The 19,374-nt window shown below is 57.9% G+C and carries 13 protein-coding genes; 2 read left to right on the top strand and 11 right to left on the bottom strand.

Annotated elements, in window-relative coordinates; all coding sequences use genetic code 11:
- The coding region (locus NTX71_11285) for a DUF47 family protein (protein ID MCX6340480.1) at positions 1 to 277 on the top strand (277 nt) is incomplete at its 5' end.
- A 185-nt stretch (positions 278 to 462) separates the two neighbouring features.
- On the opposite strand, the gene NTX71_11280 is transcribed toward NTX71_11285, so the two are convergent.
- Positions 463 to 990 (bottom strand): hypothetical protein, encoded by a 528-nt coding sequence (locus tag NTX71_11280; protein MCX6340479.1) that lies wholly within the window; start codon positions 988 to 990, stop codon positions 463 to 465.
- Between the two features lie 477 nt (positions 991 to 1,467).
- Between NTX71_11280 and NTX71_11275 the strand changes: the two genes are divergently transcribed.
- The gene (locus NTX71_11275; protein MCX6340478.1) at positions 1,468 to 6,261 is read left to right on the top strand and encodes a PQQ-binding-like beta-propeller repeat protein; all 4,794 of its coding nucleotides are present in this window, start codon (positions 1,468 to 1,470) and stop codon (positions 6,259 to 6,261) included.
- A 753-nt stretch (positions 6,262 to 7,014) separates the two neighbouring features.
- Here the strand turns inward: NTX71_11275 and NTX71_11270 are convergent.
- From NTX71_11270 to NTX71_11225, 10 genes are all read right to left on the bottom strand, one after another.
- Positions 7,015 to 7,305, bottom strand: coding sequence for a hypothetical protein (locus NTX71_11270; protein MCX6340477.1), 291 nt, complete (start codon positions 7,303 to 7,305; stop codon positions 7,015 to 7,017).
- On the bottom strand, positions 7,302 to 10,508 hold the full coding sequence (locus NTX71_11265) for an efflux RND transporter permease subunit (protein ID MCX6340476.1): 3,207 nt from the start codon (positions 10,506 to 10,508) through the stop codon (positions 7,302 to 7,304). Before NTX71_11265 ends, NTX71_11270 begins: the two co-directional genes overlap by 4 nt.
- A gap of 18 nt (positions 10,509 to 10,526) precedes the next feature.
- Positions 10,527 to 11,411 (bottom strand): efflux RND transporter periplasmic adaptor subunit, encoded by an 885-nt coding sequence (locus NTX71_11260; GenBank protein ID MCX6340475.1) that lies wholly within the window; start codon positions 11,409 to 11,411, stop codon positions 10,527 to 10,529.
- A gap of 2 nt (positions 11,412 to 11,413) precedes the next feature.
- Positions 11,414 to 12,952 carry a TolC family protein gene (locus tag NTX71_11255; GenBank protein MCX6340474.1) on the bottom strand — a complete coding sequence of 513 codons (1,539 nt, stop codon included), beginning with the start codon at positions 12,950 to 12,952 and terminating at the stop codon, positions 11,414 to 11,416.
- A complete protein-coding gene (locus tag NTX71_11250) occupies positions 12,949 to 13,401 on the bottom strand; it encodes a MarR family transcriptional regulator (GenBank protein ID MCX6340473.1) in 453 nt (150 codons plus the stop codon). Before NTX71_11250 ends, NTX71_11255 begins: the two co-directional genes overlap by 4 nt.
- A gap of 110 nt (positions 13,402 to 13,511) precedes the next feature.
- Positions 13,512 to 13,850 carry a hypothetical protein gene (locus tag NTX71_11245; protein ID MCX6340472.1) on the bottom strand — a complete coding sequence of 113 codons (339 nt, stop codon included), beginning with the start codon at positions 13,848 to 13,850 and terminating at the stop codon, positions 13,512 to 13,514.
- A 34-nt stretch (positions 13,851 to 13,884) separates the two neighbouring features.
- Positions 13,885 to 15,315, bottom strand: coding sequence for an undecaprenyl-phosphate glucose phosphotransferase (locus NTX71_11240; protein ID MCX6340471.1), 1,431 nt, complete (start codon positions 15,313 to 15,315; stop codon positions 13,885 to 13,887).
- Between the two features lie 4 nt (positions 15,316 to 15,319).
- Positions 15,320 to 16,432 (bottom strand): glycosyltransferase, encoded by a 1,113-nt coding sequence (locus tag NTX71_11235; protein ID MCX6340470.1) that lies wholly within the window; start codon positions 16,430 to 16,432, stop codon positions 15,320 to 15,322.
- Between the two features lie 243 nt (positions 16,433 to 16,675).
- Positions 16,676 to 17,833: a glycosyltransferase family 1 protein gene (locus NTX71_11230; protein ID MCX6340469.1), complete on the bottom strand. Its 1,158-nt coding sequence runs from the start codon at positions 17,831 to 17,833 to the stop codon at positions 16,676 to 16,678.
- 40 nt (positions 17,834 to 17,873) lie between these two features.
- Positions 17,874 to 19,061, bottom strand: a complete 1,188-nt coding sequence (locus NTX71_11225; GenBank protein MCX6340468.1) for a glycosyltransferase family 1 protein — start codon at positions 19,059 to 19,061, stop codon at positions 17,874 to 17,876.
- Positions 19,062 to 19,374 lie beyond the last annotated feature (313 nt).

Raw genomic sequence — 19,374 nt, 5'->3', positions numbered from 1 at the left:
AGCGGTGATCACACTGGAGCCCCTCGTGAAGCTGTTCGACGTTCCCCTCCTCGACAGGTCAAAGTCGCTCGCGCTCATCCAGGAAATCTCGACCCGCGAGCAGGTGGCGGACTCGATCGAGTTCAAGATATTGAAAAAGCTTTTCAAAGAGATCAATATCTCGCTCGCGGAAAAGATCATCATCGGGAACCTGGTGACGATCATCGCCGAGGTCGCCGACGCCATCGAGAACGTGGGGGACCTCATCCAGATCCTCATTTCGAAGCAGGCCATATAACTAATTAATCGAGGCGGCGCTATCACATCACGCAGATCGCGCGACGACCAGACAGCTCGACCCACACGCAATCGTCCTGCCGCTCTTTAGGAAATGCGCGTCATCCGGGATGTGCTCGAGCACGTCAAATATACCTATCGCAGGGATTGAGTTTTTATCCGCCTGCGCAGAAAACCACAGTCCCGCTAAGCGGGATGAATAAATACGAGCGGATAACCCGACGTAGCTTGCCGGTAGGCATGTTTAGCGTAGTCGGGTATGCTTCGGCCGCCTGCGCTCCAGAGCTTCAGCGTCGGAGCGCGGATTCCGCCGAAGTGATGGAGGAACCACGGGCTTGCCCGTGGGGCTCCATTCAAATGTGCATTCTCAAATGTTGAACAGATTAAGTTATCTACTCCACGCCTCCTGGCGTTTTCGATTCCCGTGGTACTCGGTTCCATCAGCACGACGTCATATCCATGGTCCTGAATAAATTTTGACACATAACCATTTCCCCCACTCAGTTCGAAGAAGACCCCACGGTGCGGATATCTTTTAACTGCCTCGATAATACAGTCGTTTCTATGGATAAACCAATAGCTCTTCTCTTCTATCTGGAATAACAATTCATGGCCCTCTTTCGGATAAGAAAAGGAACCGTCTGATTCCGAAAACCATATGCCATCCCTGCACATCAGATTATTAGAAAATTTCTTTAGGTCTATGTTCGGCATATCACCAAGGCTCCCGTACTCTTTCAGAGGCGAATGGAATCGCCACGGGTTTACACCCGTGGTACCACTTGTTTCGAGCTTCGCTCGTGCTGCTTCGCAGCAATCGGCTCTCATCCCCGCCTTCACAGGTGGGGAGTCTCGCTGGATTAAATATATAATGCTTGCATTTATTTCCTTTATACCTTAAAACCATAGGGCTAATTTAATAGGCAATTTTGAGAATAGCATAGACAATCTGGTAATATATATCTCAATGATGATTACTCCACAACGGTGGGCAGGCCCTGTTTTCCGACCATGGGTCCGGTGGCTGCCGGTGACAGGATGCATTTTCATGTAAACAGGAATGAGGATCGCCATTACGACGCCACGCAACTTAATGCAGTTATCATTTACGGCGTAACTGAGGAATAACTTTTTTAAAGAATCTGCCATTGAATCCGAATTGCGACGGCATAAAATGAAAGGAGAAGCGTGATGACGACCAGGCACTTGTATTCGGGAAGGACGGGGAAGAGCAACACCGTCGGCCTCATGCTCCTCTTTAGCGTCCTTTGCGTCCTCGCGGCGAACCCCGTTTGGGCGGATTCACCCTACAAGGAATCAGAGACGGGGTACATAACGACAACAAGCGACGGTATCAGTGATGAACATGTCGCTGATAGCATTCTTGTGAAATTCAAGACAGGGCTTGGTTTCGGCGAGATTACCGACATCAATGAGAACTACAGTGTTCTCCCAGCCCGTGATGCGGTGGTCACGCTGGACGGCACCACCTCTCTCTGCGACATAGCGCGGGAACATCTCGGCCGCGAGGATATGGAGATTAAGATCGAAACGCTCAATAATTTCTCGGGATTGAGCGTTGCAGACCTGGCGGGACGTGAGATCAGGGTGCCGTCGTTGAAGGAGAGCAGGATACCCCGGGTTGACGTGTATTCATTGAAGATACCCACGGATAGCACAGTACCAGAAATGATGAAGCTCTACAGCAGCCATCCCGATGTGGAGTACGCCGAGCCGAACTACATCGTGCATGCCATCTTGACGCCGAACGATCCGAGCTGGGGGCAGCAATGGGGGCCCAGCAAGATCAGATGCCCTGAGGCGTGGGATATGTTCACCGGTAACGACGATGTCATAATCGCCGTGATAGACACCGGTGTTGATTATAACCATCCCGATCTTGTGGGGAAGGTGATCAAGGGATATGACTTTGCCAACAATGATGATGATCCTATGGACGACCACGGCCACGGGACGCACTGCTCGGGGATTGCGTCGGCGAACACGAACAATGGAGTGGGGATTGCCGGGGTGACGTGGGGCGCGAAGATCATGGCGATAAAGTTCCTGAGTTCCGGCGGGAGCGGTAGCAATGAAAACGCGGTGCGATCGATTGTGTACGCGACGGAGCACGGTGCCAACATAATGAGCAACAGTTGGGGCGGCGGAGCCTATTCGCAGACGATGGAAGCCGCCATAAATGACGCGTACAGTAAGGGGATCCTTTTTGTCGCGGCGGCAGGGAATACGGGAGGGGCGATATCATATCCGGCCCTGTATGCGAATGCGATGGCGGTATCAGCGACGGACAGTAGTGATAACCTTGCGAGTTTCAGCAGCAGGGGTGCTAAGATCGAGGTGGGGGCGCCCGGCGTGGATGTGTACAGCCTCTTCATGGGAGGGGGGTATAAGACGTGGTCGGGGACGTCAATGGCCTGTCCTCACGCGGCGGGGTTGGCGGGCTTGATCATGTCGTACAACCGCGACAAGAGCAATGCGGAGGTGCGGCAGATCATCTGCGCATCAGCAAAAGATTTGGGTACGCCGGGCCGTGATACGTACTTCGGGTTCGGACGGATAGACGCGTATCAGGCATTGATCCTTACGGGGACACTCCCCTGGCCGATGTTCCACCACGATGCCCGCCGTACAGGGAAAAGCTCATACGGTGGACCTGTGGTTCCGATGTTGAAGTGGAGTTATAGGACGGATAGTGATGTTTCTTCCTCGGCGGCAATAAGCGCAACTGATACAGTGTACGTTGGTTCCAGCGACAACACTCTCTACAGCTTGAACTCAGTTGGCTCTTTATTGTGGAGCTATGCCACCTCTGAACTTATTCTCTCATCGCCGGCGATGAGCGCCGATAAAGTGTGGGTGGGCTCTGATGACAACCGTCTCTACTGCGTCATTGATCAGACCGGCGTACTCTCATGGAGTTATGAAACTGGTGGTGGTATACATTCCTCTCCGGCGCTGAGCGGAACCGATACGGTGTACGTGGGTTCTGAAGACAACACTCTCTACAGCCTGAGCTCGGTTGGCGTTCTCCTGTGGAGCTATGCTGCCTCTGAGCCTATCCCCTCATCGCCGGCGATAGGCGCCGATAAAGTGTGGGTAGGCTCTGATGATAACCGTCTCTACTGCATCATTGATCAGACTGGGATACTCTCATGGAGTTATGAAACGGGAGGTGATATATTCTCCTCTCCGTCGCTGAGCGGAACCGATACGGTGTATGTGGGTTCTGAAGACAACACTCTTTACAGCCTGAGCTCGGTTGGCGCTCTCTTGTGGAGCTATGCTGCCTCTGAGCCTATCTTCGCATCGCCGGCGATAAGCGCCGATAAAGTGTGGGTAGGCTCCGATGATAACCGTCTCTACTGCATCATTGATCAGACTGGGATACTCTCATGGAGTTATGAAACTGGGGGTGATATATTTTCCTCTCCGGCGGTGAGCGCAAACGATACGGTGTACGTGGGTGCCAAAGACAACACTCTCTACAGCATCAATTCAGATGGCGGCCTGGCATGGACTTATGTGACGGGTGGCCTTATTGAGTCATCAGTGGCGATACATACCGGGACGGTGTATGTGGGCTCTGATGATCACAACCTGTACGTGCTTACCGACCCTACTCACACACCCACTCAGACACCGACAATGACGCCCACGCCGACGATTACACAAACCCCCACAATCACCTGGACACCGACTAATACGCCGACGATTACACAAACCCCCACAATCACCCAGACGCCCACAATAACGCCAATCCGAACGCCTATTATCGAATTTCCGCTTGATACCGACCCGGGATGGGCAATGGAAAGCAATTGGTCTTTTGGACAACCGACCGGGGGAAATGGAGATCACGGCAATCCCGATCCTACAAGCGGCCATACCGGCATCAATGTCTACGGCAACAACTTGAGCGGAGGTTATCCGGACAATCTACCCACGACCTACTGGCTTACCACGGGAGCGATTGACTGTTCCTCTATCACCCAAACAGCGCTCGAATTCTGGAGATGGCTGAATGTAGAGACTAGCACATACGACCACGTCTATATAGAGGTCTCACCTAACGGCTCAACGTGGACTCGGGTGTGGGCCAATCCAAATACGAGTCTCACTGATTCATCTTGGACGCGTGTATCCTACGATATTTCGACAGTCGCTGATGGGCAACCAACCGTGTACATTCGATGGGGGATAGGCCCCACGGATTCAAGTTGGACTTTCTCCGGTTGGAACATTGACGACGTGACATTCTTAGGTGTGCCGGCTACAACGTGGCCGATGTTCCGCCACGATACCCGCCACACAGGGAAGAGCTTGTACTCTGGGCCTATGGTTCCAGTGTTGGGGTGGAGTTATAGAACAAATGCTAATGTCTCTTCGTCGGCGGCAATAAGCGCAACTGGTACGGTGTATGTAGGCTCACAAGATGACCGTCTCTATAGCCTGAGCTCGATGGGCACTCTCTTGTGGAGCTATGGCGCCTCTGGGGGTATCCTCTCATCGCCGGCGATAGGCACTGATACGGTGTGTGTGGGCTCAGATGATGACCGTCTCTACTGCCTCGTTGACCGGACCGGTGTGCTCTCGTGGAGTTATGAGACGGGGAATGAGATATATTCCTCTCCCACGCGGGGCGGAACAGATACGGTGTATGTGGGCTCCAAGGACAACCGTCTCTACTGCGTCACTGATCGGAGTGGCATGCTCTCATGGAGTTATGCGACAAGTGGTGGTATATATTCCTCCCCTGCACTGAGCGGAACAGATACGGTGTATGTGGGTTCTGATGATAATCGACTCTACTGCATCACTGATCTGACTGGCAAGCTCTCATGGAGTTATGCGACTGGAGCTGATATAGATTCCTCGCCGGCGCTGAGCGGAACCGATACGGTGTATGTAGGTTCCTATGATCACCATCTCTACAGCCTGAGCTCGGCTGGCGCGCTCCGGTGGAGCTATGCCACTTCTGATGCTATCTGGTCATCGTCGGCGATAAGCACCGATACGGTGTATGTGGGATCAGGTGACAACCGTCTCTACTGCATCACTGATCGGACCGGCGTGCTCTCGTGGAGTTATGAGACCGGGTATGCGATCACTTCCTCACCGGCGCTGAGCGGGACCGATACGGTGTATGTGGGTTCCCGAGACAACTGTCTCTACAGCCTGAGTTCGGCTGGTGCTCTCTTGTGGAGCTATGCCACTTCTGATGCTATCTGGTCATCGCCGGCGATAAGCACCGATACGGTGTATATTGGCTCGGCAGATAGCAACCTGTACGTGCTTGCTGAGTCCACACACACACCCACTCAGACACCGACGAAAACGCCCACGCCGACTCCCATCATCACGGAAACGCCCACGATCACACCGACTCCCACCATCACGCCGACGATAACACCAACACCGACTAATACTCCGACAATAACACCGACGCCGACTAATACTCCGACGGTGACAGCGACTGCCACGCCAACGCCCAGGCCTACAGGAACGGTGGGGCCTCTGGTAAATACCCCGACGCCGACAGAGACGCCAACTCGGACGCCGACGCCCAGCCCCACATCAATACCGCCGCTGGTCATCGTTCCGGGGACATTGGCAACCGGCCAGACCTTCTCGCTGTACGTGGCGCTGACCGAGGATATTACCCAGCCATTCGACTTCTATATCCTCGCCGACACCCCCGCGGGGCCCTACACGCTCTACCTGAACGGGAAGGTCAAGAAGGGAATCACGCCGCTCTACAAGAACGTGAAGAGCTTTACTAAGGATTTCATAACAACGGTGCGCCCGGCGGTCAAAATCCCATTATCCATGAAGGGGAAGACGATCACCTTCTATGCCGCTATGATCCAGGCGGGCAAGAAACCGCCGGTGAGGAAGCTGTCTGATCTCACGCTGAGCACCCAGTATGTAATCCTGCTTGCTAAGGGCGCGGCAGTAGTCAACTGAGCGGGATCGTTGTTCTATCAATAGCAGGGGGGCCTCAAGGCCCCCCTGCTTTTTCTTCCTACGCATTCCCACCCGCAATGATCCAGACAGTGCGCTTTCCCCACCCCCCATAGCCGACACTTCAGTGTCGGCTACGATCTACCACATAAATTGAATACAGAATAGCCTGGACGGAGTGTGTGTGGCATTCCAGTTAAACCCATCTTCTACAGTTCAAAACACGAGTATGTTCATTACGAACGAGTTACAGAGACACAAAAAGTCTTTGGCACTACATTTTGATTTCCTAAGATCGCGCGCTATAGTTCCCGTATCGTCGGCGGGACCGCTACTCCCACAGCCTGCAGTACCGCGCCGGCGCAGCCCTTCAGCTGACTTCGCAGGACGAATCGCCGCCCGGAAAACACCGTCTCGGCTTCCTGCAAGCGCTCAAGATCGCGAAGCACCTCGTTCCATTCCAGCTTCTGTCCCCGGTCTTCCAGCATCTTCTGCAACAAGCTGATAGGTATTTACCTCGAGGGCACAATTACTCTTGAGGAATATCAAAAGGAAAAGGAAAGTTTTATTAACGAAAAGAGGGAATTACAGGAAAACTTAAGGAATTTTGCTACTGGGGGCAATAATTGGTTCGAACCGGCGAGAGATTTTGTAACTTCTTTAAACAGAGCGTATTGCGCTGAGGCGGAAGGAAGAAACCAGTCCACAGTACTTTGAAGTGACTATGGACCATCGACTGTCGACCATGGACTATTATTACGTCATCTCTTCAAGGTTCCAGCAGAACGCCTTGATCCCCTCTTCCCGGTACTCTGACCGCAGCCCCCTCACTCCCTGGAGGAGCCGCTCCGCCGCCGCGTCGTCGCACGCCACGTAGAGGACGTTATTTCTGCCTGGCCAGATGTCGTTGCCGAGGTGCGTGCCCGAGCCCGTCCCCTTCCCGAAGACCCCCATGACCTTCGTGTAGTTCGCGAGGGCACACGCATCGAGGAGCTCCATCACCTCGTCGTCAATCGCCTCGTTGTAGCAGATCATCACCATTTTCATCGGGTGGCATCCTCCCCCGTCACGGAGACCGGACAGGCCTTTCTCTTCTTCTTTTCATCGCGCTTCTTAAGGTGCGTCTCGAACACCGCGTACAACGTCGGAACGAAGAGCATCGTGATGAGGGTCGAGACGCTGAGCCCGCCGATCATCGTGATGCCGAGCGGCTGCCATGTCTCCGAACCCTCCCCCCTGGATATCGCGAGCGGGAGAAGACCCACGAGCGTGGTAATGGTGGTCGCGAGGACGGGGCGGAGGCGGTCCTTCCCCGCCATTGTGATCGCCTCGACCATCGAGTGCCCCCGCGCGCGGAGGATGATGATGTAACTCACGAGCACAATCGCATTATTCACAACGATCCCCATGAGCATGACCAGTGCCAGGAACGACATGACGTTCAGGGTCGTGCCGGTCAGCACGAAGGCAAGGATGGCGCCGGTGAAGGTGAACGGTATGGCGAACATGATGACGAACGGGTCGAGCAGCGACTCGAACTGAGCCGCCATGACCATGTAGACGAGGAGGGTACCAAGGATGAGGAGATAGGTCAGGCTCAGGAACGCCTCGGACTGCTCCTCCGCCTGGCCGCCGAAGTTGAGGGTGACGCCCGCGGGGAGGGCGATCTTTTTCATCCCCGCCATGATGTCGTCGCTCACCTTCCCCGTGGAGCGGTTGAAGGTGTTGCACTCCACCCGAAGGACCCGCTCGCGGTTCTTCCTCTCGATCTCCATGGGGCCAACCGTCTCGTAGATCCGCGCAATGCTCGCGAGCTTGATCTGTTTCTGCGTGAACGGAGAGACGACGACGAGGCCCTCGATGTCCTCCCTCTTCGAGCGGGAGGCCTCGTCCAGACGGACATAGATGTCGTAAGTGTCGCCCGACTCACGGTACCGCGTGGCGGACGAGCCCTCGATGTAGGTCTTGATGGTGTCGGCGATCGTGCGCATGTTGAGACCCAGGGCGGCAGCCTTCTCGCGGTTTACCTCGATGCGGAGTTCGGGCCGCTTGAGCTCGCGGGAGATGCTGACGTCCACCGCCCCGGGCACCTTCTCCATGACCGCCTTGATCTGTTCCGCGACGGCGCCGGTGTCCGCGAACGAGTGGCCGATCACCTCGACCTGGACCTCCTTGCCACCCGTGCCGGAGATGGCGCGCCCGATCGGGTTGCCGATGGTGAAGTTCGTCTTCACGATCCCCGGGATCTTCTCCACCTCCGCGCGGACGGCGTTGGCGATCTCCTTGATGGGGCGCTTCCGCTCGGTCTTCGGCACGCACTTCACCCCCACCGAGATGACGTGGGAGCCCGAGACGTCGCCGAAGACCGCCCCGATGTCGGAACTCAAACCGCTCCGGACGAAGATGGAACGGAGCTCAGGGACCTGCCGGTAGAAGAGATCCTCCACGCGGTGCCCCACCTTCTCCGTCTCCTCGATGCGCGTGCCGAGGGGGAGCTGGAGCGTCGCGCGGATATCGCCCTGGTCGTCCTCGGGGGCGAACTCGTAGCCTACGAACGGGATGAGGAGGAGGCTGCCGAGGAACATCGCCGTGAAGCCGCCGAGCGCGAATTTACGGCGCGCGAGACACCATGCGAGGGCCTTCGCATAGCCGCTTTCCCACGAGGTGAACCAGCGCTCGGAGATTTCGTAGAACCGGGAGAAGAAGCCGGGGCGTGAGGCGTTGGGGAGCGGGGGTGCCTCCATCGAATCGTCTTTCGTCTTACGTCCTGCGACCTTCATCATCTTTGAGCAGAGCATCGGGCTGAACGTCACCGCGGTGAAGAGCGAGGCGGTGAGCGTCACCGTGATCGTGATGGCGAGTTCGCCGAACCAGATGCCGACGATCCCCGAGATGAAGAGCATCGGGAGGAAGACCACGACCGTGGTGGCGGTCGAGGCGGCCACGGAGAGGAACATCTCGCTGGTCCCGAAGATGGCGGCCTCCCGCGGGCGCCGCCCGCGCTCCATGTGGCGGTAGACGTTATCCACGATGACAATGGCGTTGTCCACCACCATGCCGATGGCGATGGTGAGGGAGGAGAGGCTCACGATGTTGATCGTGCGCCCGCTCAGGAACAGGTAGATGAAGGCGATGAGGAGCGAAAACGGGATGGTGAGGGCGATGATGAGACTTGGGATGAACCGTCGCAGGAAGAACCAGACGACCAGGATGACGAAAAACCCGCCCTGCCAGACGGTGCTTTTCAGGGAGTTGAGGGAGTTGATGATATCGTGCGAGGTGTCCATGATTATGGTCATCCGCACATCGGCGGGAAGGTTCCCCATCAGCGCCGCGAGCCGCTTCTTGACCTTCTCGCTGACCTGGACGCTGTTCGAGCCGATCTGCTTCTGAATCATCATCATCAGCCCGGGGTTGCGGTTAATTTGGACGTCGCTCGTCACCTCCTTGTAGCTGTCCTCGACGCGCGCGACGTCCTTCAGGTAGATCAGGTTTCCCTTCCGCTGCCCGAGGATGACGCTGTTGATCTCCGCGGGCGTCGCGAACTCGCCCGGGACCCGCACCAGGTAGTCGGTGAGGCCGTACTTGACGCTCCCGGCCGGCTGGGTAAAGTTCTCCTTCTTGAGAATGTCTTCGATATCGAGGATGGAGAAGCCATATGCCTCGAGCCGCTTCCGGTCGATCCAGATGTTGATCTGCCGCTGGAGGCCCCCCTGGAGGGTGAGGGTTCCGACGCCGGGGATCTGCTTCAGCTCGTCCACGATCCGCTTGTCGATGATGTCGTAGAGGTCCGGGTAGGAGCGGTCGGCGCTGAATCCGATGAAGAGGATGGGGATCATCGCGGTGTTGAATTTGAAGATGGACGGCTCGTCCATCTCGTCGGGAATGTCGGGGAGGTATTTCTTGGCGCGGTCGATCCGGTCGCGAATGTCGTTGGAGGCCTCATCGAGGTTGGTCCCCCAGTTGAACTTCAGGGTAATGAGGGAGAGGCCCTCGAGGCAGCGCGCGAAGATCTTGTCGAGCCCCGGCGTGGTCGCGAGCTGGTTTTCGAGAGGCTCCGTCACCTTCGTTTCGACGTCCTCGGGGTTGGCGCCGGAATAGGTGGAGATGACAGTGATGGCGGGCGGCTCGATCTCGGGCATCAGGTCGACGCCGAGGTTCATCAGGGAGTAGAGGGCGATCACGATGATCCCCGAGAAGATCATCAGGTTCGTGACCGGCTTGCGTACGCCGAATTCGGGTAAGCTCATGTCCTCACTCCGTTCGGACTATCGACTACCTTTGTCCACTTCCACGCTGACGGCCGCCCCGTCGCGGAGGCGTTCCTGTCCCATGACGGCGACCAGGTCCCCCGCCGTCAGGCCCTTGAGCACCTCGATGCGGTCGTTCTCGCCTATGCCGAGCGTGACGTCCCTCATGCGGGCGACGCCGCCGTTCACGACGAAGACATACGTGGAGGGCTTACGCCCCATGATCGCCTCCTTCATAACGGCGGGAACATTTTTCTTTTCCTCGAGGACAAGGTTGATGCTCGCGAACATGCCCGGCTTCAGGCGGTGGCCGGGGTTGTCGATCGATATCTCGATAGGGGCCGTGCGCGTCTCGGTCTCGACGATCGGGCTGATGCGCGTCACCGTGCCCGTGAAGACCTCGCCGGGGTACGCCTCGACGCCTACCCGCGCCTTCTGCCCCAGCAAGAGCTGGGGAAGGTACTTCTCGGGAACATCGAGATGCACCTTGACCCGGTCGATATCCACCACGAGGGCCACCGCGGTCTGAGTGGTGACGTTCGTCCCCTTGTCCACGTAAACCCGCCCTATGATGCCGGTGAGGGGGCTCTCCACGGGTGCCTTCTCGAACTTGAAGCCGACCTCGTCGCGGTCGATGTAGGCGATGGTCTCCCCCTTCGCGATGGGGGCCCCGTCCTCCTTGAGCTTCTCGAGGATCTTGCCTCCTACCTTGGGGAAGACCTCGGCCTTGTCCCACGCCTCGATGTTGCTGGCGTAGTCGAGGGTCCGGGAGACCGTTCGGGGCTCGACGCGCATCGCCCGGATCGGGATGACCTCCTTCTTCTCCTCGGCCTTTTTCCCGCAGCCGGGAACGGCGAGGGCGGCGGCGAGGATCACGATCGACAGCGTTATGTACTGACGCATTATCATTCCTCCAGCTTCACATTGTTCCTGACCAGCGTGAGGCCTACTTCCTTGTCAAGGTTGATAAGAGCCGTATTGTAGTTGATGATCGCCTGGCTGTGGTCAAGTTCTGCCTTCGAGTACTTATACTGGTAATCGAGCATATCGTGCGTGCTGACCTGCCCCGCCGCGAGGCGCTCCTTCTGCGCGGCGTAGTTCTCCGCCTCCTTGTCCCTGGCGACCCTGGCGGCGTTCTCCTGGCGGAACTGTATATCGACCTCCCGCACCCTGTCCCGCACGTCGAGGATGATGCGCTGCTCCATCCTCTCGATCTCGAGGATCACGCGGGCCTTCTCCAGTTTGCTCTGGTCGTAGCGGCCCCGGTCTCCCATTCCCCATGGGACGTTCAATGTGCCCCCGACGCTCCAGTCCTGGTAGCCCCAGTGGATGCTCTGGAGCGCCCTGCCGTACTGGTCGCCGAGCCCGTTGATCCCGAAACTGGCCACGGCGTCGAGCGTGGGGAAGAGCGCGTTTTTCTTCACCACGATGTTGATGTCCTTGTTCTTGGCCTCCAGCTTCTTGGCCCGGTACTCAGGCCGGTACTCGAAGGCATCCATGACGGACTGCACGAGGTCCACCGGCCGGACGGAGAACACGGGCTTCTCGATGAGCTCGATCGTCGCGTTCCAGACCTCGGGGTCGTCCACCAGGTTGGTGACAAACTTCAACTTGTCCTCTGAGGTCTTGAGACCGTATTCGGCGTCGAGGAGCAGCTTCTCGCGTTCCGCGACCGCCGCCTCCGCCTCCAGCATGTCCACTGAGCTCGCGAGGCCCTTGGCGTAACGGGCCTTGTTGATCTCGAAGAGCTCCCTGGCGCTTTGCAGGAACCGCTCGGCGATCCCGTAGGCCTCGATCGCGTAGGCGTAGTTATAGTAGGCGGTCTTTGCCTGGCTGATGGCGTCCATCGCCGCCGCCTTGAACATCTCCTCGGACTGGCGCGTGTTGTTGCGGGCGATGATGATGTCGGCGCGGTTCACGGTGATGCCGAAGCCCCTCAGGAGCGGCTGGGTGATGGTGACCAGGGGCTCGCTCGTGAAATAGGGGTTCATGTCCGTGATGTCTGAGTTGTTCCTCTGCCGGTCATTGAGAAAATCGAAGCGGTATTTGGTGCCGGTGATGAGCTTCCCGGAAATCCCCGCGTCGAACGTCATATCCCTGCTCTTCTGCTCCCCCGGGTAGAAGACGCTCGAGCTCTCCTCGGTGACGTCGTGGAGGAGGTAGTCAGCCTTCAGCGTCGGCTCAAACTCCGACTTCGCGATGCGTATATCGTCGGCCTTGATCTTTGGCTCGATGCGTGCGATCTTGATCTCCGAGTTTTTCTTGAGCGCGTACATGATGATGTCAACCAGGCCTATGCGGAGTATCTTCCGCTGGGCGGCCGACTTCATGAACGCCTCCCGCGTCACCGAGGGGGTAGGGTCTGCCCCCGGGGACTCCTCGCCGGGGGCCGTGCTGGCGGCAAGGATGAGTGCGGCGAGCGCCATCGCAGGAACCGGTTTCATTGCGTGCTTTTCCCCGGCCGTTCGAGCGCCGCGTCGAGGCGTGCGCGAAGGTTTTGATAGAACCGCCGCACCACCTCCTGGTCCGAGGCGGACATGGTGCCGATGGTGTCCTTGAGGAGCGCAAGCCCGTCATCGCGCAGCGCCGTGATAAAACGCGTGCCGGCCGGCGTGAGCGCGATCACGTGGGCGCGCCTATCGGTGGGGTGCGGCGAGCGCGTGGCGTACCCCGAGGCCTCGAGCTTGTCCACGAGGTTCGTGACCGCCGGTGTCGAGACCTGGAGGAAGTCGGCGAGATCGTGCATCTTCTGGGCACCCTCCTCGAGCAGAATCATCAGCATCATGTACTGAGGCGGGGTTACCCGGCGGCTCGCGATCTTCTTCGAGTAGAACTTTGCGAAACGCATATGCACCTGGCGCAGAAGCTTGAGGATTTCCTGCTGTCTCTTCATCTATAGTTCTCCATCATAGGGTACCGGGAAGAGTATATACGGAGATATGTCAAATGTCAAATAGTTAAATTATTGAACAATAGACATATTTAACTATCGACGTGGCCCCGCTACACCCCTCGGTGCTGCCCGGGCCAGAGGTACTTCTGGAGTTGGAGTTGCAGGCGGGCCTGAAGGCCGCTCTGGATGAGCCAGGCGGCAAGTGATGCGGGGGAGAGTTCGCCGTGCACGGCGTAGAGGAGCAGCTCGACCCACACCTCGAGCTGGAGCATGCGGAGCGAATGCCGGATTTCCTCAACGATGAATTCCAGTTGGACATTGAGCGGCGCATCAGGCAGGCGTGGGAGGGGTTCAGCGGGGACAAGCTGGAGGTGCGGGGGGATCTTCAGCAGCGCCTCGACCAGACGATTGACTGCCTCAGGCAGTCCATTGGCGACGACCGCCTCCACAGCGTGGAGTTCCCCCTGGTGTGAGGGGTGCGCCTCAATACGCGTTCCTGCGGGCGAAAATCGTCATGACAATGATCTTGAGGTCAAAGAGGATCGACCAGTTCTCCAGATAATACATGTCGTAGCGGAGGCGCGCCCGTATTGAGGTGTCCCCGCGGAGGCCGTTCACCTGCGCCCATCCCGTGAGCCCCGATTTCACGAAGTGGCGCGTCATGTAGCGCGGGATGTCTTCCGTGAAGCGATGCACGAAGTGCGGGCGCTCGGGCCGGGGGCCGACGAGGCTCATGTCACCGCGCAGGACGTTATAGAGCTGAGGCAGCTCATCGAAGTTGGACCTCCGCAAAAACGAGCCGACGCGCGTGCACCTCGGGTCGTCGGCGCGCGCCCAGACCGGTCCTGTTTCCCTCTCCGCGTTCTCGACCATGGTGCGGAGCTTGTAGATGGAGAATCGCCTGCCGTCCTCCCCGTATCGCTCCTGCCGGTAAAAAATCGGTCCCTTTGAGTCGAGCTTTATCGCGATGGCCGAGAGAGCGATAACGGGAGAGGAGAGGATGAGGCCGATGGCCGATCCGGCCACGTCGAACACGCGCTTGAGGAAGCGGTTCCACGGGTAGTGGAGCGGGATGCGGTGAATGCCGAAGAGGGGGACGCCGTCAAAGCTGACCACGTCAACCTGTTTCGTGAGGATCTCGAACATATCGGGCACGTGCCTGAAGCCCACGAGGTTCTTCTCGCAGGCCATGACGATTTCCAGAACTTTTTCGTGGTCGAGGCTCGGGTTGGTGAGAATGACTTCGTCGATGCTGTAGCGGCTGAGCACGGCATCGAAATCCAGCACGCTGCCGAGGACAGGCTGGATGATTCTGGATGAAGAGCTCTTCTCCCCGGGGCACTGCAGATAGCCCACGATCTCGCACTCCAGGTTTGGATTCCGCCGGACGTGGCGCGCAATTCGTGCGGCGGTCTCTCTCGTCCCGATAATCAGGATTTTTCTCTTCCCCGTGGATTTCCGGTAGAGATGTTTCTCTATGCCATTTGCGAGAAGCCGTCCCAGCAGGAGGTAGCACTCTACGAAGGGGACGAGCAGGACGAAGGTGATGCGTGAGTATTTAAGTCCCGCTTCGCTGTGCGTTGATGGCAGTAGAAAGGTGAGCGCCATGAGCGCGACCATTCCCGCCACCATCCCCTTGCTCACGAGGAAAAATTCGTTCATGGCGTCGTAGCGCCAGCGCTTCGCGTATGAGCCGGAAAGCTTGAACATGTACAAGAAGACGATGGTGGCAACGGGGAATGCCGTGAGGTAGAAGCCGAAGGGGGGGATTCCCTTGGAGATGGGGACGAACCCGGTGAGCGGAGAATAGAAGCGCACCCAGTACGCCGTGCAGAACGCCGCATTGAGCATCACGGTGTCCACTGCTACCCTGATCGTGGCTGCAATCTCCGCGGTGTGACTTCTCGTGGCCATACGATCAGTCCCGTCTCCCGGCGCCCGTCTCGCACGTGAAATCCCTGCCGGCTTTTTCTATATAGCCCCTGAGTCTTTCTTTAAACCGCGCCCGGTCGAATCGCATTGCATGTGCCCTCAGCAGATGTGCGTCAAATGTCATCAGTGCAGCCTTCCGGACGGCCTCGGCGAGCGCGCCCGGATCCTGCTCGGTGAAGAAGAGGCCGGTCTCGCCGTCCCTCACCGTCTCCAACGCGCCTCCCTTCCCGTACGCAATGACCGGTTTCCCGCAGGCCTGCGCTTCGAGCGGCGTGATGCCGAAGTCCTCCTCGCCGGGGAAAATGAGCGCCCGGCAGCTCCGGTAGTGCTCCCTCACTTCTTCGTCTGTGCGCCAGCCAAGGAACTCAACCTGTGGCCCCGCCATCGCTTCCAGCCTCTTCCGCTGCGGCCCTTCACCGATGATCAGGAGGGGGAGCCGGAGCTGATTGAACGCCCGGATGGCGATGTCGAGCCTCTTGTAGGGGACCAGCGCGGAAACGATGAGGTAGTAGCTTCCCACCTCCCCTCCCGGCGTGAAGAAACGCGTGTCAACGGGAGGATACAAGACATCCGCGCTCGTATTATAAATCTTTTTGATGCGGGCGGCAACATGTTCGGATATCGCCAGCCACCGCCCCACTCTCGGTGCCGAGGCAACATCCCATCGCCTGAGGCAGGTGAATGCCGGCGTGAGCAGCAGACGCCGCCACCCCCAGTGGCCGAAGTACTCCTCGCCGAAGTACCAGACGTAGCGCATGGGGGTCAGGCAGTAGCATATGCTGATGCCGCTCCTCGGCGGGCGAGCGCCTTTGGCGACGCAGTGGCTTGTCGAGAAGACGAGATCAAATTCGCTGAGGTCGAACCGCTCTATCAGCCAGGGGAAGAGGGGGAGGTAATACCTGTACCCCGTCCGCCGGAAAGGGAGGTGCTGGAGGAGGGAGGTTCGTATCTCCATCCGCGCTATTGTCGGCGAGAGCCTGGAGCGATCGCATAGCAGCGTGTGCACGACGGCGTCCGGAAAGAGCTCGCAGAGCACCTCGAGGATCTTTTCCCCCCCGCGCATGCCGTTCAGCCAGTCGTGAATCAATGCCACTCGCATAGCACTAACCTATTTTAACCACGGATGAACACTGATATACACGGATTCAACGTTTTTGAAACAGGATGCACGCAGATACACCTGATAAAAATGGGTGTCTTCCATTTTGTGGGAATACATATTAAAGATTCCTCCCCCTCCGAGGGGGGAGGTTAGGTGGGGGTGAGGGAGAAACAACTGTTCATCTGCGTTCATCTGCGTCCATCCTGTTTCATATCATATTTTATCTGTGTCTATCTGTGTTCATCTATGGTTCAAGCTGTGCAGTTCTTTGTAGAGTTTGAGCGTTTCCTCGGCCGTCTTCTTCCACGGGAACAGCTTTGCCCGCTCGAGGCCCGCGGCGGACATCCTGGCGCGGAGCGCCCCGTCGGTGAAGACGTGTTCCATGGCGCTGGCGATCGCGCGGACATCGGTTGGCTCCACGAGTATCCCCGCGTCGCCAACCACCTCGGGGAGCGATGCGCGGTTTGAGCAGATGACCGGTGTGCCGCAGGCCATCGCCTCGAGGGGGGGGAGGCCGAACCCCTCGTAGAACGAGGGGAGCACGAGCACATCCGCGGCGTTATAGAGGGGGATGAGCTCGTCCTCATCAAGGCTCCCAATGAAGCGCACCTCGTTGTGGATCCCCGCTCGGTTGATGTAATTATCGACCTCCGGGTAGCGGCTGTCCTTCTCGCCCGCGACAACGATGGTGCAGTGGATCTTCCCGTTCGCATTGACCGCCTCGGCCGCCCTGACGAGGCTGATGAGGTTCTTGTACGGGTCGGCCCTTCCCGCAAAGAGCGCGAGCCTGTCCCTGACCCCGAGCCGCTGTTTCACCTCCGCTTTGACGGCGGAAGGGAGGGGCCGGTACTTCGGATCCACGCCAAGATATACCCGGCGCACCTTGTCCGCCGGGGTGCCGAGGACTTCGATGATATCGCGCCGTGAGTGTTCCGAGTCGGCGATGATGAGATCGGAAACTGCGACAAGGCGTTTCATCAGAGCCCGATAAACCGGGAAGAGGCGTGTCTTCTTCGAGCGGGGGGCGTACTCGGGAAACTTGAGGGGTATGATGTCGTGGACGGTGGTCACGAGCTTAGCCCTCCCGCGCATCAGGGGTGCCATGAAGTTGGTCGAGTGGAACAGATCAACCCCCTCCTTCCTGAGGAGGCGGGGCAGCGAGAGCTGGCCGCGGATAGAAAATATTCCATAGGGCAGCGTGAGAATTCGCCAGTTGGTTCGGGCTCCCAACCGGAGTTCTCCGCACACGCTGTCGCGGACGGCTTCGTCCTGGAAGAGGACGAGGTAGCTGTTCTCGCTGTCCATCTCGGAGAGGTACTTTAGGAGGTAGACCGTGTAGCGGCCGATCCCCGCGATCTTCTCTCCGATCCATCGTGCATCAATACATATCTTTATCATCCATACCTGTACCGAACAAATCCAATCACCACTGATAACACTATTTTGGGATTTGGGATTTGCCCCGCAGGGGTTCTCGTCCCGAGACCCCCTTCGGGGTCGAGGGAGGATTTGGGATTTCTCTTTGCAGCAGTTTTCTGTAAAGGGCCAGCGTCTCCTCCGCCGTCTTCCGCCAGCCGAACAGTTTAATTCGCTCGAAGCCGCGTGCCACCAGCGAATCCCTGAGCTGCCGGTCATCCTGGATCTGCACGATGGCCCGGGCAATGCCCTCTGGGTCGTGGGGATCACACATGAGGGCGGCATCACCCACGACCTCGGGGATCGCGGGCGCCGTTGAGGCGATCACGGGCGTGCCGCTGGCCATCGCCTCGAGCGGCGGCAGGCCGAATCCCTCATAGAATGATGGGAAGACAAGCGCCTCCGCCGCGCGGTAGAGCGCGGGCAGATCCTCGTGCGTCACGTAATCGATTGTGATGACGTCATCCGCGACCCCCCGCTTTCCCGCCTGCGCCTCTGCGGGTTCGCAGTTCCAGCCATGGCCGCCGGCAATCAGGAGTTTGAACGCCCAATCAGGCCTGTGTTTCTTCACGATCCGCCATGCGTCGAGGAGTGTCCCCAAGTTCTTGCGCGGTTCGACTGTCCCCACGAAGAGAAAGTAACGAGCGGGGAGCGGCTTCTCGAAAACCGCGCGCCGCGGTGTGCTCACGCCGAGGTGGATCACGGCAATGCGGTCGGAGGGCACTCCGTAGAGCTCCATGAGCTCGCGTTTTGAGAACTCAGAGATGGTGATGATCGCATCCGCCCTTTCCAATGTGTAGCGGAAGCACTTCTCCAAGCGCCTGAGATTGCGCGCCTCTGTGTACTCCGGATATCGGGAGAAGGAGAGGTCGTGAACCGTGACCACCGCCTTTCCTTTCTTCAGTGGGGGAATGACGAAATTTGGGAAATGGTACAGGTCGCAGCGTCCCGCGAACCACGAGATGTCAGGCCAGCCGAGGTTCGCCGAGAGGCTCTCATAAAACCGTCCAGGCATGAATCGGATCGGCCTGAATTCGAACCTCGGGTTGTCGATCGCACGCCCGCAGCCGCGCCTCTTGAAATCAAAATAAAAAAGCCGGTACCGCTCATCCCCCCCCATTCCGGCCAGTTCGCGAACAAGGTGGTACGTATATAGCCCCACGCCCGTCGGATTTCCGATCAGCGTCTGGATCTCAATACCGATTGTCATATCCATTTGATTTCAAACACGATAAGTCGCGCCGATTCAGCCCAGTGGCCCGGGATTGAAGCGCTGAATCGGTATGATAGCACGCCTGCCATGGCATGTCTTGCATTTTTACGTGGTTCAGAGGAATTTTGTTTTTCTTACGCAGAGCATATTTATCGTGTATATTAAGTAGTCTGTAGTTTTGCAGAAATTTAGCATACGAGGTGTCAATAAAAAATGGTTCTTACGCCCTCAGTTGTGGCACACTTTCAATAGCGTTGGAGGTGCACCACAAACAAAAGGAGTAAGAACCGGTGATACTATGGCACCTCGC

The sequence above is a fragment of the Candidatus Auribacterota bacterium genome, from assembly GCA_026392035.1.
Classification (GTDB): Bacteria; Auribacterota; Tritonobacteria; order UBA1439; family UBA1439; genus JAPLCX01.
The sequence above is the reverse complement of the archived record's forward strand: the minus strand, read 5'-3'. Positions and strand labels throughout refer to the sequence as shown.